This window comes from Cedecea neteri NBRC 105707 = ATCC 33855 (genome assembly GCF_001571265.1).
GTDB lineage: Bacteria > Pseudomonadota > Gammaproteobacteria > Enterobacterales > Enterobacteriaceae > Cedecea > Cedecea neteri.
Map to the genome: position 1 here is coordinate 1 of NZ_BCTL01000022.1, position 25,548 is coordinate 25,548.

Annotated in this window: 16 protein-coding genes and 2 pseudogenes; 8 read left to right on the forward strand and 10 right to left on the reverse strand. The window is 52.7% G+C overall.

From position 1 onward, the window contains the following. A pseudogene (locus CNE01S_RS10255) lies at positions 1-262 on the reverse strand (glycosyltransferase family 9 protein); the annotation flags it as partial. Between the two features lie 37 nt (positions 263-299). Then, positions 300-1,067 (reverse strand): DeoR/GlpR family DNA-binding transcription regulator, encoded by a 768-nt coding sequence (locus CNE01S_RS10260; RefSeq protein ID WP_061275699.1) that lies wholly within the window; start codon positions 1,065-1,067, stop codon positions 300-302. A gap of 360 nt (positions 1,068-1,427) precedes the next feature. Between CNE01S_RS10260 and CNE01S_RS10265 the strand changes: the two genes are divergently transcribed. The 3 genes from CNE01S_RS10265 to CNE01S_RS10275 are packed head-to-tail and all read left to right on the forward strand — an operon-like array spanning position 1,428 to position 4,554. Further along, positions 1,428-2,879: a glycerol kinase gene (locus CNE01S_RS10265; protein ID WP_061275701.1), complete on the forward strand. Its 1,452-nt coding sequence runs from the start codon at positions 1,428-1,430 to the stop codon at positions 2,877-2,879. A gap of 12 nt (positions 2,880-2,891) precedes the next feature. Further along, positions 2,892-4,142 (forward strand): ethanolamine utilization protein EutH, encoded by a 1,251-nt coding sequence (gene eutH, locus CNE01S_RS10270; protein WP_061275703.1) that lies wholly within the window; start codon positions 2,892-2,894, stop codon positions 4,140-4,142. 55 nt (positions 4,143-4,197) lie between these two features. Continuing rightward, positions 4,198-4,554: a DUF1937 family protein gene (locus CNE01S_RS10275; RefSeq protein WP_061275705.1), complete on the forward strand. Its 357-nt coding sequence runs from the start codon at positions 4,198-4,200 to the stop codon at positions 4,552-4,554. 87 nt (positions 4,555-4,641) lie between these two features. On the opposite strand, the gene CNE01S_RS10280 is transcribed toward CNE01S_RS10275, so the two are convergent. Beyond that, positions 4,642-5,859: an NAD(P)/FAD-dependent oxidoreductase gene (locus tag CNE01S_RS10280; protein ID WP_061275707.1), complete on the reverse strand. Its 1,218-nt coding sequence runs from the start codon at positions 5,857-5,859 to the stop codon at positions 4,642-4,644. Further along, positions 5,856-7,253 (reverse strand): NAD(P)/FAD-dependent oxidoreductase, encoded by a 1,398-nt coding sequence (locus CNE01S_RS10285; protein ID WP_061275709.1) that lies wholly within the window; start codon positions 7,251-7,253, stop codon positions 5,856-5,858. The genes CNE01S_RS10280 and CNE01S_RS10285 overlap by 4 nt, the downstream gene beginning before the upstream one ends. A gap of 350 nt (positions 7,254-7,603) precedes the next feature. On the opposite strand from CNE01S_RS10285, the gene CNE01S_RS10290 reads away from it, so the two are divergent. Further along, the gene (locus tag CNE01S_RS10290; RefSeq protein WP_061275711.1) at positions 7,604-8,512 is read left to right on the forward strand and encodes an arginase family protein; all 909 of its coding nucleotides are present in this window, start codon (positions 7,604-7,606) and stop codon (positions 8,510-8,512) included. Positions 8,513-8,752: 240 nt separating this feature from the next. Here CNE01S_RS10290 and CNE01S_RS10295 read toward each other — a convergent pair whose 3' ends face one another. Continuing rightward, positions 8,753-9,412, reverse strand: coding sequence for a DUF1345 domain-containing protein (locus CNE01S_RS10295; protein WP_061275713.1), 660 nt, complete (start codon positions 9,410-9,412; stop codon positions 8,753-8,755). A 356-nt stretch (positions 9,413-9,768) separates the two neighbouring features. Between CNE01S_RS10295 and CNE01S_RS10300 the strand changes: the two genes are divergently transcribed. Together CNE01S_RS10300 and CNE01S_RS10305 are read left to right on the forward strand one after the other, a co-directional pair. Then, the gene (locus tag CNE01S_RS10300; RefSeq protein ID WP_061275715.1) at positions 9,769-12,975 is read left to right on the forward strand and encodes a molybdopterin cofactor-binding domain-containing protein; all 3,207 of its coding nucleotides are present in this window, start codon (positions 9,769-9,771) and stop codon (positions 12,973-12,975) included. 43 nt (positions 12,976-13,018) lie between these two features. Then, on the forward strand, positions 13,019-13,477 hold the full coding sequence (locus CNE01S_RS10305; protein WP_061275717.1) for a (2Fe-2S)-binding protein: 459 nt from the start codon (positions 13,019-13,021) through the stop codon (positions 13,475-13,477). Positions 13,478-13,547: 70 nt separating this feature from the next. On the opposite strand, the pseudogene fdhF reads toward CNE01S_RS10305, so the two are convergent. After that, positions 13,548-15,690 (reverse strand): annotated as a pseudogene (gene fdhF, locus CNE01S_RS10310) (formate dehydrogenase subunit alpha). Between the two features lie 141 nt (positions 15,691-15,831). After that, positions 15,832-17,304 (reverse strand): nucleobase:cation symporter-2 family protein, encoded by a 1,473-nt coding sequence (locus tag CNE01S_RS10320; protein ID WP_061275721.1) that lies wholly within the window; start codon positions 17,302-17,304, stop codon positions 15,832-15,834. Positions 17,305-17,775: 471 nt separating this feature from the next. On the opposite strand from CNE01S_RS10320, the gene ygfT reads away from it, so the two are divergent. Together ygfT and CNE01S_RS10330 are read left to right on the forward strand one after the other, a co-directional pair. Beyond that, positions 17,776-19,716, forward strand: a complete 1,941-nt coding sequence (ygfT, locus tag CNE01S_RS10325) for a formate-dependent uric acid utilization protein YgfT (RefSeq protein WP_061275723.1) — start codon at positions 17,776-17,778, stop codon at positions 19,714-19,716. Then, positions 19,713-20,192, forward strand: a complete 480-nt coding sequence (locus CNE01S_RS10330; RefSeq protein ID WP_061275725.1) for a 4Fe-4S dicluster domain-containing protein — start codon at positions 19,713-19,715, stop codon at positions 20,190-20,192. Before ygfT ends, CNE01S_RS10330 begins: the two co-directional genes overlap by 4 nt. A 74-nt stretch (positions 20,193-20,266) precedes the next feature. Here the strand turns inward: CNE01S_RS10330 and ssnA are convergent, their stop codons facing one another. The 3 genes from ssnA to CNE01S_RS10345 all read right to left on the reverse strand — a co-directional run bounded on the left by ssnA (position 20,267) and on the right by CNE01S_RS10345 (position 25,522). Beyond that, positions 20,267-21,601, reverse strand: a complete 1,335-nt coding sequence (gene ssnA, locus CNE01S_RS10335; RefSeq protein ID WP_061275727.1) for a putative aminohydrolase SsnA — start codon at positions 21,599-21,601, stop codon at positions 20,267-20,269. Further along, complete coding sequence (gene ygfK, locus CNE01S_RS10340; RefSeq protein ID WP_061275729.1) at positions 21,598-24,690, reverse strand: putative selenate reductase subunit YgfK; 3,093 nt, start codon at positions 24,688-24,690, stop codon at positions 21,598-21,600. The genes ssnA and ygfK overlap by 4 nt, the downstream gene beginning before the upstream one ends. A 244-nt stretch (positions 24,691-24,934) precedes the next feature. Further along, positions 24,935-25,522: an NTP transferase domain-containing protein gene (locus tag CNE01S_RS10345; RefSeq protein ID WP_061275731.1), complete on the reverse strand. Its 588-nt coding sequence runs from the start codon at positions 25,520-25,522 to the stop codon at positions 24,935-24,937. Positions 25,523-25,548 lie beyond the last annotated feature (26 nt).

Sequence of the window (25,548 nt, forward strand, 5' to 3'; positions counted from 1 at the left end):
TAATAGCCTGTAACGCTGCGATGCCGATCAGCGAATCACCCAGCGTCACGCCCATGCCGTTAATAATACAGAGCCGCTGGATTTGACTAAAGTCGAGAGAAAAGGGCTGCAGGGCGTAGTTATAAATCCCCGGCTGATGCAGCGCCTTAAGCCGCAGAACGCTTCTCTGCGCCGGCGACAGGGACTCAAGATCGTAAGAGGCGACGAGCGTTTTATCATCCTGAAGCAGGCTACCAACAAAAGTTTGAAGCGTTGAGTTCATGGTTTTCCTGAAGCCGCGTAGGCGGTGGCGGGCCTGACTACCCGGCGACGATGACATTGACGTTTTTGGGGAACGTCAGTTGCTTTAGCTTGTGGTCTGGGTCGGTGGTAATGAGCCATGCGATCTCTTTCCAGTCGGCAACAACCGCAGTGGCACGGTTATTCACCTTGTGACCATCTGCCAAAACAACGGCCTTGTGACTGTGTTTAATCATCTGCCGGGCAATGGCGGCTTCGTCCAGGTTTTGATCCATAACGCCCGCGTCGGGGCTTACCGCACCCGCGCCGATAAAGGCGTAGTCAGCATAAAAAGCGCTTATGGATTGCAGAGCAATGGCCCCGACGCATTCCATTCTGGAGGCGCCAAACTGGCCACCGATCAAAATAAGTTCGATGGAGCCGTTGTCATGAAACAGGTTGGCGATAACCGGCGAGTTGGTTATCACCGTGAGGTCATTGATTTCGCTAAGCTTGCGGGCAAGCTCCATGGTCGTGGTGCCAAAATCAATAAACAGCGAATCGCCGGGTTTGACGAGTTCTGCCGCACGGGCCGCGATAGATTTTTTCTCATCTTCCGCAAGCCTGGCTCGCGCGTTAAATTCAAGCTCAAAGCCGAACTGTGCGCTGACGGCGCCACCGTGAACTTTCTTAATAAACCTCAGTTCTTCGAGTTTATTAAAATCACGACGAATGGTTTCCTGAGAAACATTAAAGTATTCAGCAAGATCGTTAACAAAAACCTGGCCCGTTTCCCTCAGTTTTTCAAGGATAACGTTCCTTCTTTCAGCGCCGTTAGAGTGGTCCATATTACGTTCCGGTTGCCATAGCATTGAACGCTATAGTACGCATTCGCCAAAAACCGGACAAGGGATATCCACATCGCGATTTAAACCGTGAGCAAGCGCACTTTAGTCGGTAAATTGATTTTATCTTCATGAAATAATTAACTTAACCACGAACCTCTGTTAACCCTCTTCGATCTGTTTTTATGGACGGCCCTCCTAAAACAACACCAAACCCACACAGACATAACAACAAAGTATGAGATACATCACGTTTACACGCTATGATGTGTCATTGGTGTTGCTTTTGTGTGTTTATTTAATGCCAAATAAACAAAAGACACCAATTAACAACATAAAAGTAACAACAGCATCGAGGGTCATATGCTAAACCAACGCTATGCAGCTATTGATCAGGGAACGACTGGAACACGTGTGGTGGTGTTCAGCGAGGATGGAAAACACTTTTCACCTGCGGCTGTTGCCCACAAGCAACTTACGCCCAATCCGGGCTGGGTTGAGCACGACGCAATGGAGATTTTGCGTAATATCCGTAATTGTCTGAACCACTGCGGCGTGGTTGATGCTATCGGCCTGGCACACCAGGGGGAAAGCATTGTTGCCTGGGATGCGCAAACGGGCCTGCCGCTGTGCAATGCCATTATCTGGCAGGATCAGCGTACCGAATCGGTGATTCAACAACTGCGAGCGGAGGGCGTAGAGGAGTTTGTCAGGGCCAGGGCAGGCTTGCCATTAGACACCTATTTCTCGGCCAGCAAGATGGGTTGGGTGATGAATAACGTGGCGGGCGCACGTGAGCTGTTGCGCAGGGGCTCATTGCGCCTCGGTACCATGGATGCATTTTTCATGTTCCATCTGTGTGGCATTCACGCGACAGATTTTAACTCTGCATCCCGGACTTCATTATTCAACATTCACACGCTGCAGTGGGATGAGGAGCTGTGTCGAATTTTTGGTGTGCCCATTGAAGCGCTTCCGGAAGTGCGTCACAACACCGGTCACTTCGGGGATGTGCGCTCGGAAGGCAATACCACCACAACCCCGCTCACGGCCTGTATTGTCGATCAGTTTGCCGGAACCTATGGCCACGGTTGCATTGAGCCAGGGCAGATGAAAATCACCTTCGGTACCGGCGCATTTTTACAGTCCATTGCCGGAACGGATGTCCCGGAGGCGCACGGCTCCGGGCTGCTGCCCACGCTTTGCTGGAAGCTTCCCGGTGAAAAACCGGTTTATGGTCTTGATGGCGGAGTATACAACGCGGCCTCGGCGGTCAACTGGGCCGGAAAAATTGGTTTGTTTACCGAGCTGGAAGAGTTTTCTGACTTTCCGCATGAACCCGCTATTGCCCGCGGACTGGCTTTTGTGCCGGCACTTTCCGGCCTGGGTTGCCCGCACTGGGATCGCTCTGCGGCAGGGCTCTGGGCTGGCTTATCGCTCGAAACGGAGCGTAAAGACATGCTGCAGTCGATCCTCGAAGGGATTGCGGTGCGTTCGGCCGAAGTGATCAATGCCATGGACAAGGTTCGCCCTATAGGCGACACCATTTCAGTGGACGGCGGCCTTTCATCTAACCGCTACTTCACGCAGTTCCTGTCCACGCTTATCCAAAAGCAAATTGTCTCGCCTTCCAATCGTGAAATCACCGCTCAGGGCGTAGCCATGCTGGCCCGTAAGGGATTGGGCAACGAGCATCCGCTAAAGGTGAGAAATCAGCACTCGGTGACTGAGCCAGAAAACCGTGACTTTTCGTCTTATTTCGAGCGGTACCGGGAGATCATTTCCCGTTCACGCAACCTGCGCTGTGAAAAATAATAAGAGGCCGTTATGTCTGAGATTGGCAATATCATCATCTATATCATCATGGCGGGCACGCTGCTTGGTGCCATGGCGTCCGTCGTCAAGCCGGAAAGCGGCCTTGGCAAAGAGTTTGTAAACGGTATTCACGCGATCGGGCCGGTATTCCTTGCCCAGGCCGGCATCATGGCGGCGATCCCAATAATTTCATACGCCATTACGCACACCATAGGACCGCTGTTTGAGTCGATGGGATCTGACGTGTCGATTGCCGCGCTGTCGGTGATTGCCGTGGATATGGGCGGGTACCAGCTGGCAGATGTGATTGCTGCGAATCGTGACCAGTGGATAACCGCCATGCTCATTGGGTATACCTCCGGCGCGAGTATTGTTTATCTCATTCCCGTCGGCCTGGTCATGCTGCAAAAGAAAGACCACAAGTATCTGGCGCTTGGGGCAATGGCCGGGCTTATCAGCATTCCTTTCGGCGTACTGATATCGCTGATGTTGATTACGCTGAACAACATTCCGGTGCGCGAGATAATTTCTACCTCATCGGCGGCGAATCACTATCTGACCATCGACTTCGCCAACGCGTTGCATCTGCTGTCGCCGCTGTTTGCATTTTGTTTTCTGCTCGCGCTTGGGCTGAAGTATCGAACGGATTGGATGGTGAATGCTTTCCTGCTGTTTGGGAAAGTTATGGATGCGTTTATCAAGCTGGTGCTGGCGGCCTGCATTATTCAACACTTCACCGGGCTGTTTACCACATTGTTTGGGCACTGGATCTTTGACCCGCTGTTTGCCGATGAAAAAGAACTTTACCGCGCTATCGAGATTGCCGGGTATATCGGCATTATGCTGGCCGGTACGTTTCCGATTTGCTACCTGTTCCAGAAGTATTGCCAGCGCCCGATGAAGTTTATTGGCCGTCGATTAAAGCTGAGCGATACGGGCGCCTTAGGCATGGTGATGGTACTGGCGAATATTATTGCCGTATTCCATCTGTTTGCCTCGATGCGCGCCCGCGACAAGGTGCTGTGCGTGGCGTTTGGTATTTGCGCGCAGGCAACGCTTGGCGACCATCTTGCCTTTACCGCCAATTTCCAGCCAACGCTTGTCCTGCCAATCATGGCAGGGAAGTTTCTCGCGGGCGCGATTGCGGTCGCTATTGCCATCTTTATCTCCGTGCCGGAAGCCCAACGAATGGAGCAAAAAGACGCACAAAATGCGGGCGACGCCACTCCTGAAAGCGGCATGACGCCCCAACGAACCCAGTAATTCTTCCCCCGGCGCGGCGCAATTTGTCGCGCTTTTTTATGACCTGGAGGTCACCATGCGTAAAATTTTTCTCGCCTGTCCCTATAGCCATCCCGATGAAAGCGTGGTTCAACAGCGCTATCTGGCCTGCAATACCGTTGCCGCAAAAATTGTTGAGTCAGGGCAGGCTGTTTTTAGCCAGGTCACTATGTCGCACCCGATAAATCAAATGCTGAAAAAGACCGAGAAAGCCAATATTGGGAAAATGTGGGCCCCGGTAGACGCCGTGTTTCTGGATATGATGGAAGAGCTGATTATTCTTGATCTTGAGGGGTGGGATAAAAGTGCGGGAATCAAACGTGAAATTGAATTCTACCGGGACAGAGGCCAGCGGGTAAGTCTCTGGTCGGAGATTGAACAGGAGTTTGAATAACAAACAAAGGCGCGTAAAGCGCCTTTTTACGTAAACCAACGAGACAAAAAAGGGGCCGGAGCCCCTGGGTTTTACGTATTGCGACGTTTAGCTCGCTTTTACCGTCAGACGGCTGGACGGGCTCAGACCTGAAACCTCAATATTCTTCAGCAAGATCCTGCGTTCAGGCAGGCAGCGATGTTTTTTACGATAAAGCTCACGTTGGCCGTCGCTGACCACAATATCCCCGGTATGCGCGGTATTGACGCGAACGTTTAGCGTCACACGGCCGGTATTGCCGCTGCTGCAGGTAATGATATTAGGTGCTGCAATATGGAAGGTATCGTCCAACAGAACGGGAACGCTGAAGCTTTGTGGCGTTTCTACCTGCAGCGAACGTGCAACGGAATGGCCCACGAGCTGGCCTTCCTGATAGCACAGGTCGCCCATATCCGCCGGATGAGTCATGTTTCCGACCGCGTAAAAACATGGATCGGAGCAGCGGCCAAACTGATCGAATATCGGGCGTCCGCTTTCCGGCTGGTGGGCGAGATGGCTGCTGCGGATCAGTGTATATTCGCCGGTAAAACGCCCGGTAAAAATAATGCTATCGCAGGCCAGGCTGTGTGGCTGACCCTTAGCGTCGGTGAACGCTATTCCTTCAACGCGCTCACTGCCGTTGATGTTGGTGATATGGGCGCCCAGATGCAGCTTAACGCCTAGTAAATAAGCGAAGAGTACGCTGGGCCTGAAGGCCAGAGGACGTCTGTTCTCGTCAAGCAGCGCCAGGGCTTTGATTCCCGCGTTGCGCAGCGTCCAGATAGCAGAAAAGCTAACCAGCTCCGAACCGACAATCACCGGGCGATGGCCGGGCTTCAGCTTACGCAGGTAGATAAACTGCTGCAGGGCACCTGCCGTGAGAATACCTTGTGGCCTTAAGCCGCTGACGAGACGAGGATGACGAGGCGTTTCCCTCACGCCTGTAGCAATGATAACGCGGCTGGCGCGCAGCGTTTCAAGGCCACGGTCTGAGGTGACGATAACTTCGCCGCCGGGCTTTATGCTGACAACGGTGGTGCTGGTGCGAATTTCGTATTTACCGGCAATCATCCGGTGAATTTTCTCCGCCCAGCGGTGGCCACTCATCGGGCGGTGGAAAGTCTGCAGGCCGAAAGTAGGGTGCCGACAATGTCTGGGCACACCTCCGGCCTCATGCTCTCTTTCGAGCAGTAAGACATTTTTGATCCCTTTCTCTAATAAAGCGCGAGCGGCACCCAACCCGGAAGGACCGGCCCCAATAATAATGACATCATAAGGCGTACTCATTTGACCTTCCCGACGACCAAAGAATTGTTCAGACGTTCGCCGACGATTTCAGCGACATGATTACTGCAGAAGAAGCCATTGCAGCGCCCCATCATGACTCGGGTACGACGGCGTAATCCCCCGATGCACTCCGGCGGTACCGCCGAATCAAAGGCGGCTTCAAGTTCTCGTCGGGTAACCAGTTCACAATGGCAGACAATGCCGCCGTTACCGGCACAGCTGTAATCCCGTGACTCATACTCAGAAAGCATCGGCATGGTGGGCCATCTTAATTCTGCCGTGGGGATCAACGGGAACAGGGCAGGAAAATGTTCCCGGTACAACCTTTCAACCCATGATGCGATACCCAGCGCGGCGGTCAGGCCGGTGGAGCGGATCCCGCCCACGGTTATCCAGCGATGTTCCGGATAGTGAAGAATGCGGTACTCTTTTTTCTCTGTTGCGGGGCGTAAGCCTGCATAGGTCGCCGTCACGGAGTAATTTGTTAGCTCAGGCAGCATCTGGCGGCCTTTTTCTATCAAACCTTTCATTACGGCTTCATCGACCTCGGCCCGGTTTCGATCCTGTTGTTCTTCTGCGGTTGGGCCAAGGATCATGTTGCCAAATATAGTCCGGCACAGCAGTACGCCTTTTGTGGTTGCCGTTGGCACCGGCAGAATGATGGCATTAATGCGCGGTGCGGCGGCTTTATCGAACACCAAAAATTGCCCTTTGCGCGGATGGATCTCAAATTCTGGGGTGCGCCACAGGCCGTCAATCAGATCGCCGTGATTTCCTGCACAATTAATCACCAACTGGCTTCTCACTCGCCCTTTGCTGGTGTCCAGCAGCCAGCCTTCATGCGCCTGAACAACGTTTTGTACTTCACAATCAAAATGGTATTTACCACCGTGCATCACGGCCTGGGTGACGTAGGCGAGCGGGGCGCTCCAGGGATCGATGACGTACTCCCCGGGAACATAAACGCCGCCAAGTGCACCGGAGGCCAGATTCGGCTCGCGGCGGTAAATCTCCCTGGCGGAAATTTGCTCTACGTCTTTGACGCCGTTTTGATGAGCCTTCTGCACAATGCCAGGTAATGCCTCAAGCTGTTCCTGTGTCCAGGCCACCACGATCGCCGTCGTTTTCAGCAGAGGAAGATTCATTTTTTTATGAATCTCCAGGTATTCCGCGTAGCCATCCTGCATGCACTTTAGCTCCACGCTTTCACCGGGAGCATCAAAGCCCGTGTGTAAGATTGCGCTATTAGCCTTGCTGGCGCCGGAGAGAATATCTTCCCCTTTTTCGAGCAAAAGCGTGCGGGCGCCCATTAACGTGAAGCGGCGGAAGACGGCACAGCCGACGACCCCCCCGCCGATGACAACCACATCAACATCTTCAAGTAACTCTGTCATTTATAGGTTCCTGTTTTCAGGTTATGACAACATATAATCACAAAAACCACATCATAACAACGTCACCTTCACTCGTTTATCACATCGAAAAATCACAAAGGGATCATTTAATCATGCATAAATATCTTTATATAATATTAAGATATTAATCATTGGTCGATTTCATAAGTCGCTTTTTACGCCATGCTGCTTATGTGGCTTTTGATGTGGTTATGTCACTAAAGAACGGAGAAACGCCAAACATGAGTGGCGTCACGCTTTGGTTAATAAATGTTAATTTTGTGTTTTGTTTTGTGGTTTTTAGATCAAATATCATCAATAAACCCACATATGATGAGAGGCAGAGAAGTATGCGCAGTTACGCAATTATTGAAGCACCGTCCGTCCTCGGACATATCCCTACGCATCTCGGCGTCGCAAAAATGCCGGATTCATTCCGGCAAAATGGTTTTACGGATTTGATCGGCGCGAAGAAGGTCACGCGCGTAGAGAGCCCGCGCTGGCGTGCGGAACGAGATGCTGAAACCCAAATGATGAACCCTACGGAAATTAACCAGTACTCAGTCCAGCTAGCCGATGCCGTCGGCCTGGCTATCGATGCGGGAGATTTTCCCGTAGTGATAGGCGGTGATTGTTCCATTATTCTTGGCAATTTACTGGCACTCCGCCGCCGCGGTCGTTACGGGATTTTTTACGTTGACGGGCATACCGATTTTTATCGCCCGGACCTTAATCCTATTCTTGGTGCAGCATCCGCCAGCGATCTCTACTTTATTACCGGGCGCGGGCCGGACATCGTGTCCAATATAGAAGGGCTGAGACCCCTGGTTCGGGATGAGGACGTTGCGGTCTTTGGCTATCGCGATGGCGCAACACAGGTGCATAACCGTTGCGAAGTTCTGCCTGAAAGTATGCTGGCGCTGAACCGCAATCAGGTGAGGATATTGGGAACAGAAACTGCCGCAGAAGATGCCGTGACCTTTTTAACCCGAGAGGATGGACCCGAAGGATACTGGATCCACATCGATGCCGATTGCCTCGACCAGAGCATTATGTGGGCGTGCGATGCTCCACAGCCGGATGGTTTTATGTGGGATGACCTTGCCACCATTCTTCGGGTAGCGATGAGTTCCCCTAAAGCGATTGGGCTACAGCTGACCATTTATAATCCAGAGATGGATCCGGATGGGCTGGCAGGCCGTGGGTTTGCCAGAACGGTAGGCAAAGCACTTGCCGCAGCCAGGGCGAGCAGAGATTAACCACCTGGTAGTTGATGAAACAGGCCAATAAGCGTCTATTCCCGGTGGTTAGTGCGTCCAGGCTAAGCACCGGGAAGGGCATTACCAGGGAATCAATCCCATTTCATGTAATGCGCCGAGAATCAGGGCGATAGACATGCAGGCATCAAATGGATTAGGCATCGTGTTTCACCTTTACGCGTGGTATTGCTGACTAAATTATAGTCTATTTTGTTCGGGGCAGCTCAAATCTCACATTCGTTAGCTCAGCAACCCGGCGCCCACGTTAACGGATAATCCCAGGATCGCCAGGTTGAAGAGAAACGAGATAACCGACTGCAAAAGCGTAATTTTTCGCATCCCGGTGGTTCCCGTCGCCACGTCGGCAGTCTGTGACGCAACGGCGATGGTGAAAGAAAAATAAAGAAAATCCCAATATCCCGGATCCTTTGGTTTTTCAGGGAAGATCATCGGTGTTACGTCTTTGCTGCGGTGCAAATAGTGGTGATGGGCGTAATGCATGGCGAACGAACTGGGCAGCAAGGTCCAGGACGCCAGCAGCGTCATGGCGGTCAGAACAATGTGCAACCCAAGTGGAGTGCCAGAAAGTGAACGTAGCGACGGCAGTTCGCTCAGGATAGCCACAATACTGGCCATACAGGCAAAGATAACCATGCTTAAAACCAGCGCTGCGCTTTGGTCCTGTATTCTGGCAATGCGCTGGATCTCGTTCACATCAGTGCGCAGCATGCGAAACCAGATAAACGTCAGATAGAGCCAGGCCAGGACATTCCAGCTAATTAACAGCCGCTGAAGTGTACCGAACTGAGCCGGCAGAACGTAATAACAAACGATCCCGGCAGCAACCGAAATTAATAACCGCAGGCGGGCGAACAGGTGGGTTTTTAGCGAAAAGCTCATGGCATGTTTCATTTAACGGTAGGCGGATAAGTTAACTGTAGACGAGGGGAAAGCGATGGGCTTGCTTCACGCAGATAATCCATTCGCCATGCGGGTAAGCACGTTAATCCGCGTATTATTATTTTGATAATTCGTAATTATTACTTTGAGAAATTCCACCGCATAAGGCTTAAAAGTCATTCTCTTTCCTCCTCAAAACAACCGCTCTCGCTCCCTGAGCGTTTTTTTTCGTACGTCTAATCACAGAAATTCACATCGACCATCACCTCATTGATTTTTGGCACAAATCTTGGATTTGTTAGCGCGATGAGTTTCTCCCGTGAGTGACTTACTGATTTGATAATAAGGGGAACGTTATGTGTGCTTTGCGTTCAGCGTCGCCAGGACGCGTGGATGGATTGGCAAAGGTCAAAGGAACGGCCATCTACGGCGATGATATTACTTTGCCGGGTATGTTATACGGCGTTTGTCGTTATGCTGATATTCCGGCAGGGAAAATAGATCAGCTCGACTTAAGCGAAGCGCTGGCGGTTGAGGGCGTGGTCAAAATTGCCACCTGGCAGGACATCCCCGGCACGCCGGTTGTTGGCGTTATCGTCAAAGATTACCTGCCAATTATTAAGGATGAGGTGGTTTTTCACGGCGACGTCATTGCCGTGGTTGCCGCCACAACTTATGAAGCAGCCTGCGCAGCGGCCGACAAAATCCACGTACGCTATACGCCATACGCACCATTGACCGATGTTGAAGCTGCGCTTGCGCCAGACGCACGCTGCATTCACCCGGAGCGCAGCGACAATATTGCCGCGCATCACCACACCCTCAAAGGAGACGTTGAAAAAGGCTTCGCGCAGTCGCGTCATATACTCGAACGCGAATATGAAGTGGGCTTTCAGGAACACGCTTATATTGAGCCCGAAGTGGTGCTGACCTGGCTTGATCCGACCGACGGCTGCCTGATTATTTCGGGTTCGGTGCAGAACCCGCACCGCGTTCGCGGTTTTGTCGCTAAGTTTATGGGCTGCCCGCAAAGCCTGATCAACGTAAAACGTGCCGTTATGGGAGGCTCGTTCGGCGGCAAAGATGATGTTATTGATCATCTGGCTTGCCGTTCAGCCCTGCTGACGCATCTGACCGGGAAACCGGTGAAATTTGCCTACACGCGCGAGCAGTCAATTATCGAAAGCTGCAAACGCCACCCGTATAAAATGAAATATAAGGTCGGGCTGGACGACAGCGGCCGTATCCACGCCATCAAGATTGATATCCTGGCAGATAGCGGCGGCTATGCCGCGTCGTCGCCGTTTGTCACCTGGCGTTCCTCGGTGCAGGCCGCTGGGCCATACGCCATCCCGAACGTGCATATTGACGTCACGGCGGTGTACACCAACAACAGCTACACCTCCGCGATGCGCGGCTTCGGTTCTCCACAGGTGGTTTACGCTCACGAATCATTAATGGATGAAATTGCCGAGTATCTGAAGATGTCGCCCGTCACGGTGCGCGAAGTTAACGCTTTACGCCAGGGTGATGCGTCGATTACCGGGCAGGTGTTTGACCAACATACGGTTTCCGCGCATGAAGTGCTGGAAAAGGCCACCGCATCGTCTGAGTTTATGGCGAAGCGAAAACATTATCAGGCGTTAAACGAAAAGGGCGGCGTCTATCGTTACGGTATTGGCCTGGCGTTGAGCTATCGCGGTTGCTCGATTGGTGCAGAAGGGGTCGATACCTCAACGGCGCTGATTCAGGTCAACGAGGACGGCAGCGTCAACCTTTCGACGTCGGTGTCGGAAAACGGGCAAGGCCTGCAAACCACGATGACGTTGATCGCTGCCGAAGCGTTTGGCATTGAGATGAGCGAGTTTCATTTTATGGAGCCACCAACCTCGGTCATCGGCGACGGTGGCTCCACGGCGGCGACGCGCGGAACAATGGTCGGCGGCGGAGCGATTATTGATGCTGCGCAGAAAATAAAACAACGCATTCTCAGCGTTGTCGGTGAGAGCATCGGTGCAACTCATCTTGAGGATACGCTGTGGCAGGGCGGATTTATTATCAACAAACGTGATGACAGCCAGCGTATCGACTTCAAATCGGCGGTCAATAAAACGAAATGGGCCAGCGTGAGCCTGACAGAATATGGCTGGTTTGTGCCGCCGCCCATTCACTGGGATGAAGAAAAAGGCTGCGGTAGCCCTTACTTTACCTGGGTTTACGGCTGTCAGGTGGCGGAGGTGCGCGTGAACATCAGCACCGGTAAAACTGATTTGCTGCATGTTACTGCCGCGCACGATGTCGGCCAGGTTCTTAATCCGGTTGGGTTTGAGGGGCAGGTCTGTGGCGGCGTGGCACAGGGCTTTGGCTATGCGCTGTTAGAGGATTTTAACATTGAGCACGGGCAGGTGAAGTCCGAGAACTTTGACAGCTACCTGCTGCCGACTATCAAAGATATTCCCCCGATTACCGTTATTGGCGTCGAGAATCCTGACAAAGCCGGCCCTCTGGGTGCGAAAGGCATTGGCGAGCCTGCCACGGAGTTAGTCGCGGCGGCCATCAACAACGCGGTGAGCTTTGCGTTGGGGACTCGTTTCAACAAGCTGCCGTTAACCCTGGAGCAGGTGATTCTGGGTTACAACCTGAAAAAACCGGCTCGTCAGAGTGAATTGATGATCGAGCCTGAGAATAAAAAACAGGTTTTACGCCTGACGGATATCACCGTGACGCGGCCTAAAACGCTCATTGAGGCGCTGGAACTGTTAAAAAGTGACGGTGTCACGGCTATTGCCGGCGGCACGGACGTGATTGTGCAAGGACGGATGCAAACCCGAGCGATGAAGCTGGTGGATATTTCTCGCCTCAGCGAGCTGACGCAGGTGACCGAAGATGCACAAACGCACGCGATTTCAATTGGTGCGGCAGTAACGTTCAACCGCATTACAGAAAATCCCCTGCTTCGTGAACGCTATCCGTTGTTGGTTCAGGCTTGCCACACGGTGGGATCGCATCAGATTCGTAACCGGGCGACTATTGGCGGCAATATCGTCAACGCCGCGCCATGTGGTGACTCAATACCTCCAGCCATTCTTTACGACGCGAGCATTGAGCTGCAGTCTCATCGCGGCGTGCGCCGTATGTCTCTGGGCGAGTTTCTTATCTCGGGTTACAAAACTCAACGTGAAGCGGATGAATTATTAACCCGAGTTATCCTCCCACCACCGGCAAAACCGGGCGCTAAAGGCTTTTACCATCAACTGGGCCGTCGAAACGCGCTGAACATCACTCGTCAAAGCCTGACTGCGCTGCTGGAGTTTGCCGACGACGGCACGGTTAGCTACTGCCGGCTGGTTGATGGTGCACTATTCAGCAAGCCCCAGCGTTTGCTGGATGTTGAACGTTGTTTGCTGGGCCAGCGGCTGAACCAGGCCTCTATCGACAGCGCCTGTGAGGTACTCGACAAGCTGATTTATGCCGCTATCGGCAAACGCTGGTCTGCGGCCTATAAGCAGCCGGTATTTATCAGCATGTTCCGCGACATGATGGCGCAAGCGTCAGAAAAATAACCAGAAGGACGGGGCGCGAACGTGCCCTGCATAGGATAGAGCGATGAGCACAATCAAAGTAAAGGTCAACGGCAAACTGGTAGAAGCCAAAGTGGAAGGCAATATGCGCCTGCTGGATCTGGTGCGTAACACTTTGCGCCTGAGTGCCACAAAAGAGGGGTGTTCCATTGGGGAATGCGGAGCTTGCACAGTCATCATGGATGGTAATGCGGTCTGCTCTTGCCTGGTGCTGGCAGAGCAGTGCGATGAGGCGGAAATCACCACCCTTGAAGGACTGAACGATAATCCTGTTACGCAAAAATTACAGGCTGCATTCATTGAAAAAGGCGGTGTGCAGTGCGGTTTTTGCACGCCAGGTGTGCTGGTCAGTACGACCGCGCTGTTGGAAAAAGATCCGCAGCCGAGCGACGAACAGCTTAAAGATGTGCTGGAAGGAAATATCTGTCGCTGTACCGGCTATCAGCCTATTCTTGACTCCATTCACCACGCGTTAAAATCCTGAACTGAATAAAAAAGCCGGGCGTTTTCACATCGCCCGGCCCATTCAAACGCTACAAGAAACTCCTTGAAACTTAACCCATCGCACTTTCCCGCAGCTTTGCCTTCAATTTGCGATACTCATCCACCACGTACTGCTCGGCGGCCTGTTGGTCAGCAATCGGCTCAACGCGAACCGCGCAATACTTATATTCCGGCGTTTTCGTTATCGGGCTAAGGTTCTCGGTTACCAGCTCATTACAGGCGCCAATCCACCATTGGTATGTCATGTAAATTGCACCTTTATTGGGCCGTTCACTGACCTTCGCACGAGTGATAATTCGCCCCTTACGAGAGTTCACCCACACTAGCGCTTCATCAACAATACCCAGCCGTGCGGCATCAACGGTGTTGATTTGCGCATAGCCTGGCTCGTCGGCCAGGGTCGACAGTGCAGAACAGTTGCCGGTCATCGAACGGCAAGAGTAGTGGCCAACTTCACGCACCGTTGAAAGCACCATCGGAAACTCGTCGCTGAGTTTATCGATGGGCGCAACCCAGTCACAGGTAAAGAATTGCGCCAGGCCGTTCGGCGTTGAGAATGTCTCTTTAAACAGATATGACGTGCCTTGATCCTCATCCGATACATCACGGCATGGCCACTGCAGGTAGCCAAGTTCGCCCATTTTCTCGTAGGTTGCACCGTAGAAATCCGGGCATAGATGCCGCAACTCGTCCCAGATTTCCTGGGTATTGTTGTACTGCATCGGGTAGCCCATCCGGGTAGCAATTTCACTGATAATCTGCCAGTCGGTTTTGAGATCCCACTGTGGCTCCACTGCTTTGAAGAAGCGTTGAAAGCCTCTGTCCGCTGCAGTGTAGACACCTTCATGCTCGCCCCAGGAGGTGGAGGGCAGGATAACATCGGCCGCCGCTGCCGTTTTGGTCATGAAAATATCCTGCACGATGACCAGCTCAAGCGTCTCAAACGCCTTACGAACCGCCGAAAGTTCGGCGTCGGTTTGCAGCGGATCTTCCCCCATAATGTAAGCCGCGCGTACTTCGCCGTGTTCAGCACGGTGCGGCAGCTCACTGATGCGATAGCCCGTATGGGCAGGTAAACTCTCGACTCCCCATGCCCGGGCAAACTTTTCTCTGTTTTCCGAAATCTTAACAAACTGATAGCCAGGAAAAGTATCTGGTAACGCGCCCATATCGCAGGCACCCTGAACGTTATTCTGTCCACGTACGGGGTTAACGCCCACGCTCGGTTTACCGAGATTGCCGGTTAAAATAGCCAAACTTGTTAACGATCTTACTGTTTCAACACCCTGATAAAACTGGGTCACCCCCATTCCCCATAAAATGGTGGCGGACTTAGCCGTGGCGTATAGTCGAGCGCAGGTGCGAATATCTTGCGCGCTGACTCCGGTAATAGCCTCAACAGATTCCGGCGTATAGCCCGCCACGATTTTACGATATTCATCAAAACCTTCAGAACGCTGGGCAACAAACGCGTTGTCGTAGAGACCCTCGGTAATAATGACGTGGCCAAGCGCATTAAGCAGCGCAATGTTCGAGCCGTTTTTCAGCGCCAGGTGCATGTCAGCAATACGGGCAGTTTCAATTCGCCGTGGATCGAATAATCTTAGCGCCGTTGCGTTTAGCATTCAGGACGTGATTTGCCACGATAGGGTGTGAATCTGCCGGGTTATAGCCGAAGATAAACACTAAATCGCTATTATCAATCTCAGTGATGGCATTGCTCATTGCGCCGTTACCGACCGACTGGTGCAGACCTGCAACCGAAGGGCCGTGTCAGACGCGCGCGCAGCAATCAACGTTATTGGTGCCAATCACCGCCCGGGCGAACTTTTGCATCACGTAATTGGTTTCATTGCCCGTACCGCGAGAAGAACCGGTGGTCTGGATAGCATCCGGACCATATTTTTCTTTAATCTCGGTGAGGCGAGTAGCAACATAATTAAGCGCTTCATCCCAGGATACGGACTCAAGCTTGCCGCCACGGCGGCGGCGGATCATTGGGGTTTGCAGGCGCGGCGTCAAAATGCGGGTATCGTGGACAAAATCCCAGCCGTAATAGCCTTTCAGGCACAGCGTACCCTGATTATTTTTGCCCATCGCCGCCTCAGCGCGCACGATCCTCCCATCCTCTACCAGCAGCCGTAGCTTGCAGCCGGCGGCACAGTATGGGCAAACGGTGGTCACTTTTTTCATCATGGCCCTCCAGTTAACGATGAATCTAAAACAGCAGTCCAAAGCTAAAACGGCTGCTGACACCAAAGGCGATAGCCTGCTGAACGGCGGGGATTGTCATCAATGCCAGCGTCAGCAGGGCGAGTAAAATTTTGTCTTCCATTATTTCCCCGCGCTTTGCTGCAGCTGTTGCTCCTTCTGCACCTTACGCAGCAGCAACCACATGCGCACGGTACGTACGGCCATATTGCGCGCTGCGGCGCTTGGCGGTACCGGGTCTGGCTCCAGAGCATCATGAGAAACTCGAAGAGGCACGCTGCCGTTGAGCGTCAGGTTGGCAACAATGGCGGTCAAGGTGCCGATAGTTATCCCGCTGTGTAAAAACAGCTGCATCATGGGGGGGAACTGGGTAAACAGGTTAGGCACCAGCACTGGCATCATGCCGAGGCCAAGCGTTAATGCCACCACCATCCCGTTGTTGTTATTTCGATAGTTGACCTGACCGAGGGTACGAATGCCGGATACTGCGACCATGCCAAACATCACGATCCCTGCGCCCCCAAGCACTGGCTTCGGGATCAGCACCACCAGCGCGGCCAGTTTGGAAAATACACCCATTAAGATGAGAATCGCTCCCGAGACCGACACTACAAAGCGACTGCGTACGCCGGTTAAGCCGATGAGCCCGACGTTCTGGGCAAAAGCTGCGTAAGGAAAGAGATTGAAGAAACCGCAGATCGTGGTGGCTAAGCCACAGGTATTAAGGCCGTTTCGCAGCATGCCGGAGTCCACTTTTTTACCGACGATATCGCCGGTTGCCATAATGGAAGACATGGTTTCAACCATGACCACCACCATAACCATCGACAGCAGGGCAACCGGCACAATATGGAATTCCGGGCGCGCGAACTGCATCAGCTGTGGAAAGTGAATCCACGGGGTGGCGTTAACCAGGTGGAAGTCGAGCGGCTTAAAGAAGCTCCACAAGATGGTGCCGATGACCAGCCCAACGAGCACTGCGGTATTTTTTACAACGCCGGTTGCGAAGGTATAGAGGTTAAGAATGATGACCAATGTAATAGCGGCCATCAGCAGTGAAAACAGATCGCCAAACCCGTCCATTTCACTGCTGCCGCCGCCAATCCAGCCGCCCGCCACGGGCATTATCGACAGGCCAATCAGGGTAACAATGCCGCCCATGACGACTTTGGGGAAGAAGCGTATAAGACGGCTTATCCACGGGGCGCAAAATAAAATAAAGATCCCGGAGACAATAACCGAGCCTGAAATAGTGCCGATACCGTACTCTTTGCCGATCAACACCATCGGGATTAACGCGGCAAAGGTGCAGCCCTGGATTAACGGCAACCGGCAGCCCAGCCAGGGACGAATCCCCAGAGATTGCACAATAGTAGCCGCACCGCAGATAAACAGATCCGCGCTTATCAGCAAGATAATATGTTCAGCGGGTAAACCGACGGCGTTACCGACCACTAACGGCACAGCTACGGCACCAGCGTACATCACCAACACGTGCTGCAGGCCGTAGAGAATCATTTGCGTAATAGGCAGAACCTCATCGACCGGCGCGGTTGATGCCGTAGCGTTTGAGGCAGGAATGGCAGAGTCTTTCATGAAGTAATTATCTCCTGTACGACTTCAACTCTCGTTCGTAGGGTCGGAGCGGAAGTTACGATTCGAAGGCAGATGCCTCCCTGAGCTGATGTCGCCACCAGCAAGTTGCGCACACGGCGTTATCTATGCGTAAGCTGTGCCAAAAATGCATGGTTTGGCCGCAGATGAATATATTTGTGAATTAAATCACGGCTGATGAGCTATGAAAGCTGTGCGGGTGATAAGGAGTAAATAGAGGCGCTGCGCGAGGTATCACATTGAGATAATTTATCTCTCATATTGGTAGCAAGCGAATATCGTGGCGATAATCTAAAGAGGCTATGCCGATCTCAATATACTGATTTCAATGTTGTTAAGCATTTTCTTGACGTATATCCCAAAAATAAATCTGTTCATCTTAAAAACAACAAATGCGTCTGATAATTGCATCGCATCCCTTGAAGCATTGATTGAATAATAAAAGGGAAGCAAATGAACAGATTTATTGTTGCCGATGCCACGAGCTGTATTGGCTGCCATGCCTGCGAGGTTGCCTGCGTTACTGCTCATCACCAGGACAGCTGGCCGCTGAAGCGGACGGATTTTCAGCCGCGGATCCACGTTGTTTTCCACCGTAAAGAGAGTAATGCGGCGACCTGCCACCACTGTAACGATGCGCCATGTGTCGCATCCTGCCCAACCGATGCGCTTTATTTTGCTAATAACAGCATTCAATTAAAGCAAGAGAAATGCATTGGCTGTAAGAGTTGCGCGATCGCCTGTCCCTTTGGCGCCATCGAGATGGTGTCTGCCGATGACAGCGCCCCACAGTTAGCGCAAAAATGCGACCTGTGCAGCGAGCATCCTACAGGAAAACCTGCCTGCGTCAGCGTTTGCCCAACACAAGCGCTGCGCCTGATGGACGATGCCGGATTAGAAAACCTACGCAGTCAGCGGCAAATCCGAAGCGTACAAGGGCAGACGGTGCAAACTCGCCATCCCAGCCGCCGGGAAGCATTTCTCAGCAAACCACCTCGCGTGGGGGCAAAAAAGGTAGAAGCCGACATCCGCAAAACGCATTTCGAAGAGATCTATTACGGGCTTGGCAGTCGTGATGCTGAGTATGAAAGCGAGCGCTGCCTGCACTGCGCACAAAAAGCCTGGTGTAACTGGACATGCCCGCTGCATAACCATATTCCCGATTTCATCCGCCTTGTGAATGAAGGGAAGATTATCGAAGCCGCTGAATTGTGCCATCAAAGCAGCTCGTTACCGGAAATCTGTGGTCGAGTTTGCCCGCAGGATCGCCTGTGCGAAGGCGCTTGTACGCTAAAAAATGAGGGTGGCTCGGTGGCTATTGGCAACCTGGAACGCTATATCACCGACACCGCGCTGGCGTCGGGATGGCGACCGCAGACAGGCGATATTGTGCCACGTAAAGAACGTGTTGCGATTGTTGGTGCGGGTCCGGCCGGGCTGGGATGTGCTGATATTTTAGCTCGAGCAGGGGTTCAGGTTGATGTCTTTGATAAGCATCCGGAAATTGGTGGATTGCTCACATTCGGTATTCCTCCGTTCAAACTGAATAAAAGTATCCTGAGCGCCAGGCGAAGCATTTTCAGTGAAATGGGCATCCGTTTTCACCTTAATCATGAAGTGGGGAGAGATGTACAGTTTAACGACCTGATGGCGAACTATGACGCGGTATTCCTGGGCGTAGGGACCTACGGCCTTATGGCGGCGGGACTGGAAGGTGAAGACGCTCCCGGCGTAATCCAGGCGCTGCCATTCCTCATTGCCAGCACTCGCGAAGTGATGGGGCTGGAGCAGAGCGCGGAATACCCGATGATCGACATTAAAGATAAACACGTTGTGGTACTTGGCGGCGGTGATACGGCAATGGACTGCCTGCGTACCGCAATACGGCGCGGGGCCGCGAGCGTTACCTGTGCCTACCGTCGCGATGAGCTGAGCATGCCGGGCTCGAAAAAAGAGGTGGTTAACGCCAGGGAAGAAGGCGTCGAGTTCCAGTTTAACGTGCAGCCACAGTACATCCAGCGCGATCGTAAAGGCAAGGTAACGGCGATCGGCCTGATCCGTACCGAGATGGGCGAGCCGGGACCTGATGGCCGCCGTCGTCCACGACCTGTGGCGGGCTCTGACTTTACGCTGCCGGTTGACGTTCTCATTATGGCATTCGGTTTTCAGGCGCATGATATGCCGTGGCTGCGAGGTTACGGCGTGCAGCTCGACCGTTGGGGGCAAATTTGCACCGGTGGGCAAGGGCGAGGCACAACGCAAACCAGCAATGACAAAATCTATGCTGGTGGCGACGCGGTTCACGGGGCGGATCTGGTGGTCACGGCGATGGTTGCCGGCAGGCAGGCGGCCAGTGAAATGCTGGAGATGTTTAAGTGTAAGGAGGGAGCATGACCAGCTTTATTCTGGCAGATTCAGCATCCTGCATTGGCTGCCGTACTTGTGAGATCGCCTGCGCTATGGAGCACGTTACCGAGGACGCGACGTTTCGGCCGCGGCTGAAAGTGCTGCGGCTTGACACCCTGAGTGTGCCGGTGATGTGCCATCAATGTGAAAATGCGCCCTGTGTAAGCGCCTGCCCGGTGATGGCGTTAACGATGGGAAGTGAACGCGTCGAGGCCGACGATTCGCGATGTATTGGCTGCCAAAGCTGTGTTGTGGCGTGTCCGTTCGGGGTAATCAGCGTGGACGTTAATCCCGAGCAAAAGACGACAGCTATACTCAAGTGCGATTTGTGTAACGGCCGCGAGCGTGGTCCGGCATGCATTGATGTTTGCCCGACGGCGGCATTAAGTAAGATAAGTGAGCAACAACTGAGGGAAATGCAAAAGCAGCGTGAGCGTGCTACGGCGAGTCTGTTTCTTCGGTAGTGAGCTATGCCCGGAACAATATCCGTTCCGGGCGTATGACCCGGTGCCTTAGGCACCGGGTAAATAACGCTTAATCAAGGCAGGGAGTCCATCCGCTGCCACATTTTCGCCGCCACTTTTTGTGCTTCAGCAAAAACAGGTGCGCAGTCAAACATGAACTGTCGGTCTTCATACACCATCTCACCGTTAATCATCACGCTGTGGACATGGTTTGAGCCCATGCCAAAGGCAATATGCCCGGCGATGTTTTCTGCGATGAGCGGCGTTGGTGGCAGGTAATCGATAATCGTCAGATCTGCCTTGTAGCCGGCCTCAATGCGGCCAAATTTTGCGTTAAAGTTGCGGCTGAGCAGGGCGTTACCGTTGCTGAGGGCGCGGGCAAAGCTGTCTGGCCAAAGAGGGCCGCCGGCATCACGGTGTTTGAAGAAGGCAAATTTCATCTCCTCAAACATATCTGAACCAATACCATCCGTACCCAATGCCAGATTGCGGAAGGCGTTGAGTTTATGGTTATAGCCCACATGATTGTTCATGTTAGAACGGGCGTTATGCACCAGGAATCCATCATAGTCATTGAGTAGCGTGATATCGGCATCGGAAAGATAGAGGCCATGCGCGACCAGCGTTTTGCTGTTAAGCAGGCTATATTCGGCCAAACGCACCAGCAAATCTTTGCCGTAATGATGGTGGCTGTGGGAAACGTCATAGCGGTCTTCCGCCGCATGGATGTGAAGCCCACGGCCTGTTGCTTTTATTGCTTCACCCAGCATAGACAGTCCGTCATTACCGAGGGTGAACGGCGCATGTGCGCCGATATGCGCTTCGACCAAATAGGGCTCACGCCCTGATTCACGCGCCTTATCAATCTCGCGTGCAAAACGGATATTCTCTTCCACGCCTGCCCGCAGCTCTTGCGAGCCTCCGTTACGGTCAGTGGTTTCAAAGCAGGTCATGCCGCGCAAACCAACCTTCATAAAGGCATTGCGCAATTGGCTGAGCGACCCGGCAATATAGCCAGGCGATGCATGGTGATCTATCACCGCCGTGCAGCCGCTGCGAATTGCTTCCAGAGAGCAAATCAGCCCACTGTAATACAACGATTCTTCATCTAAGGCGCGATCCAGCCGCCACCACAGGTTTTTTAGCGTCGAGATAAAGTCCGGGCTGGGGGCAATATTCGCCTGAATACCCCGTGACAATCCTGAATAAAAGTGGTTGTGGGAACAGACCATCCCGGGCATGACTAAGCGGCCCTGCATGTCTTTAATATTGGCCAGTGGAAATGTACTCCTGAGATTGCTCCCTACAGCGATAATCTCAGCATTTTCAATGGCGATGTCGACATTTTCACGCACCATTGCCGGGTAAATCTGCGCGGCCGTGGCGTTTTTCAGAATTAAGATACTCATGCTTCAACAACTCCCAGCAGGTAATGATGGTGACGGTGGATATGACTGACGATGCGGCACATATCCTGCAGCTCCGGCGGTATCTGGCTAAACTGCCCCCGTTCATCAAGCGTTAACAGCCAGGTCCGCTCTTCCAGGCGAATGTGCACGCGATTGCCTTCAACAAGCAACCCCGGATTGCTGCTGTTGCTGAAGTCCTGAAGCAGGCTAAAGACGGTGATTTTGTCTTTGTATGGCTTGCCTTGCCATGGGCAGAACTGGGCGCAGTTGCCACATTCGTTGCAATAAGCATCGAGGTGCAGGGTCTGATATCGGTTCTGGAAGCCGGGTACGGCTATAGAAACGTTGGCGCGGTTCGGGCAAACGTCGACGCATTTGCTGCATACATAGTTACACTCCAGGCAGCGTGAAGCCTCCTGTGCGACAAAGGCATCGCGGTCGTCTTTATCCACCTGCGTGACGACAATCGTGCCTTTGCGGCGGTAAACTTCTGAAGGATCAACGTTATTCCAGCGTTTTTCATCGTGATGGCTGCGAATATTTTCCCGAGCCAGGATGGTGTCGGTAGCACGACGAGCATTGCCGATAGCGGAAACGATGGAGGAAGGGCCCCGCTGAACGTCGCCAATCAGGAATATGCCGGAATGACGCGTTTCACCGTCGGCGTTAACTTCTGGCCAGCCTTGTTCATCCAGCGGAATGCCCATCGCCGCCAGCGCTTCACAGTCCTGCTGTTCGCCGATGGCGGTAATCAGCGTGTCAACCTGCAGGGTACAGGTTTCTTCGGTTTCTATCGGACGACGACGACCTTTATCGTCGATTTCCCCCAAGACCATTACACGCACGGTCAGCGTGCCGTTGGCGTCGAACTGTTCAGGGTTATTAAGGAACCGGAACTCTACGCCATCATCTACCGCTTCTTCGTACTCTTCGCGCCACGCGGGCATCTCTTGCTGAGAGCGGCGGTAAATCACGGTCGCTTTTTCTACGCCAGGTACGCGCAGCGCAGCGCGAGCACAGTCCATCGCGGTATTCCCGGCACCCACGACAGCAACATGTTTGCCGAGCTGCAGGTTATCTCCGCGGTTAAATTCGCGCAGGAACTGAAGTGATTTATGCACGTTCTGGTTATCGCCGCGCAGCTTCACGCCGCTGTTTTTATCGGTTCCGGTGCCAATCAGCACGTAACGGAACCCCTGCTGTTGAAGCTTTTCGACGGTCAGATGTGGATCGCATCCGTAAACGATATTAACGCCGTGGTTCACAACAAAATCGATATCCTGCTGAATAAGTTCGCCGGGAATACGAAATTGCGGAATGATATTACTCACCACGCCCCCGGCATTGGCTTCTCGCTCAAATAACGTGACACTGTAACCTGAGCGGGCGAGGAAATACCCCGCAGCCAGCCCGGCCGGGCCTGCACCAATCACCGCCACCGGGTGCCGCGCCCCTGAGCCAGCAGGTTTATGCCAGCGCTGTCGGTATTCATCCCAACCTTTTTCGAGGGCGATTTTTTTCAGTTCACGGATGTTCAGCGCGCTGTCGTAATCCAGGCGGGTACAGTTGTACTGACACTGGTGATCGCAAATATGGCCGGTGATCGCCGGCAGCGCGTTACGTTGGTAGATAAGCTCGAGGGCATCGGCATAGCGCTGTTCACCCATCAGCCGAATGTATTCCGGAATGTCCTGTTTGATGGCGCAGGCCGTAACGCAGGGGGCGACATAACAGTCGGTCATCGGCAGTTTTTCACCGACGTCTATGCGGTCTTCAGGTTTCCACTGCTTCTGGGTATAGGCCATGCTAACGGCTTTCTCCGCCAGTGTATTCAGTCGAGCAACATCAACCTGAGTCATCGTCCAGCCATCGGATTGCTCCAGCTCGCGCATACACTCACTCAGGCGTAGATAGCCACCCGGTTTAAGCAGATCCGTTGCCATGGTGATCGGGCGAATACCTGTCTCGAAAATTTCGCGGATATTAAGCTGGCTCGCCCCGCCGGAATAGGAAATAGGCAGTTTGCCGTCAAATTCGCGGGACAGCAGGGCGGCGACGTTGATTGATAGCGGGAACAGCGCGCGACCGGACATATACATTTCATCGCCGGGCAATGCGCCTTTATTGTTAACCGTGCCCAGCGTGTTGGTTAGCTTCACACCGAAGCCAAGGTTCTTCGTTTTCGCCAGCTGCATCAGGCGCTGCAGCATCTCAAGCGCCTGACCAATTTTCAGGTCATGTTCAAATGATTCTTCATTAAGGCCAATGTAATCAAAGCCACAGGTATCGAGAATTTCACGCACGCGAGGATAGCCCAGCAGCGTTGGGTTGAGCTTCACAAAGGTATTAAGTCGTTTTTCTTCCAGCATATAGCGGCAAATCGCTTCGATTTCGTCCGGCGGGCAACCGTGCATTGTCGATAGCGTAACGCCGTGAACCATATCGGCCGGGATACACTGGCTTAACGTCTCCAGTTCAGAATTTGGGTAGCGGGCGAGGAAGCTGGCATCGTGCAGCCAGCGGTTAAGCGTTTCACGGTATTGCTCAAATTTTGGATGGCCGGCGGCATTCATCATGTTATCGATAAACTGCTGCATCGGAGGCTGTTTAATTCCGTCCAGGTTGTAGCCGACGCTCATATTGAAAATAAACGATTTACCATCTTTCACCGGCGTTAGCGGCAGCACTTTCTCCAGCAGATGAAGGACAAACCAGGCTTTCAGATATTCATCCCACGCCTTCAGCAGCGTGAATTCCGTCGACCATTCGGTGTTAAAGCATTCATCTTCCGCATCGATACAGGGCTTTTCCAGTTCCAGCCGGTCGAGGATTTGCACCGTTTTCAGCTCAATAAACCGCCCACCGGTCAGCCAGGCGGTAATGATGTTTTGCGCCAGCTGAGTGTGCGGTCCGGCAGCAGGGCCTACGGGCGTTACGCACGGCTCGCCAAAAACGTTCAGGTGCCGCTGGGCGACAGGGGAGTAAAACTGCTGCTCTGGAATACCGAAGATAGACCGGTGATTGTGGTATTCATCAAAAATGCGCGTCAATAATTCCTCAAACGGAACGGGTCGCATGATATCGCCCATAATCCTCTCCTTAGACTAACCTGTTAAATCGAATGAGCCGGAGAACCGGCGGTTAGAGAGGAATAGCAACAATCGCACCAGGTGTTTTTAATAGGGCCGGGACGGCGAAATATTGTGAGTAAGGTCTAAAGTTACCCCTGGTTTGTGAGCCATGACAGGATATCCAAATGCGAATTGAAATCACTCAGTGATAGCGATTTTCTTTATTTCTCAAAAACAGTCGTAATGTATCAATATGAGAATATCACTGAGTCATCATTCTATTTTGATAATTCTGCAGGCGTTTGAAATCTTCTGGCGTATCGACATCAAAAATAATTTCAGGGTAATCCAGCGCAATAATTTTATGCTTAAAGGCAAGCAGCGAGCGACGAACTGACTGCCCGCGCGGGTGTTGTAAGCATTGCTGTAAAACGTCGCGCTTCGCCAGAATAGGGTGGCCCGGCGTTTCCTGGTAGTGAGGTAGCAATGCGCCATTAATCCGTTGTATCCACAGTGATTCGAACACATCCTGATGCAGGCAGGGCAAATCTCCGTGGCTGATAAAACAATAATCTGCCGCGGCCGCATTTACGCCCACAGATACCGATGATAATAGCCCTTGTTGATAGTCTGGATTATGAATAAGGGTAATACCGGGCTCTCGAAAATATCGAGCATTGAGTTCTTCATAGCGATGGCCAGTCACCAGAATGATATGCGAGCAAAATTGCTGAGCATTTTTAATGCTTGCGTCAAGTATTGTGCCATTGCGCCAGGGTAACATCATTTTCCATTGACCCATACGCGATGAAAGACCTGCGGCGGGAATAATGCAGTCGACTTGTTTCATATAACCTTCAACATTATGGAGTCGTC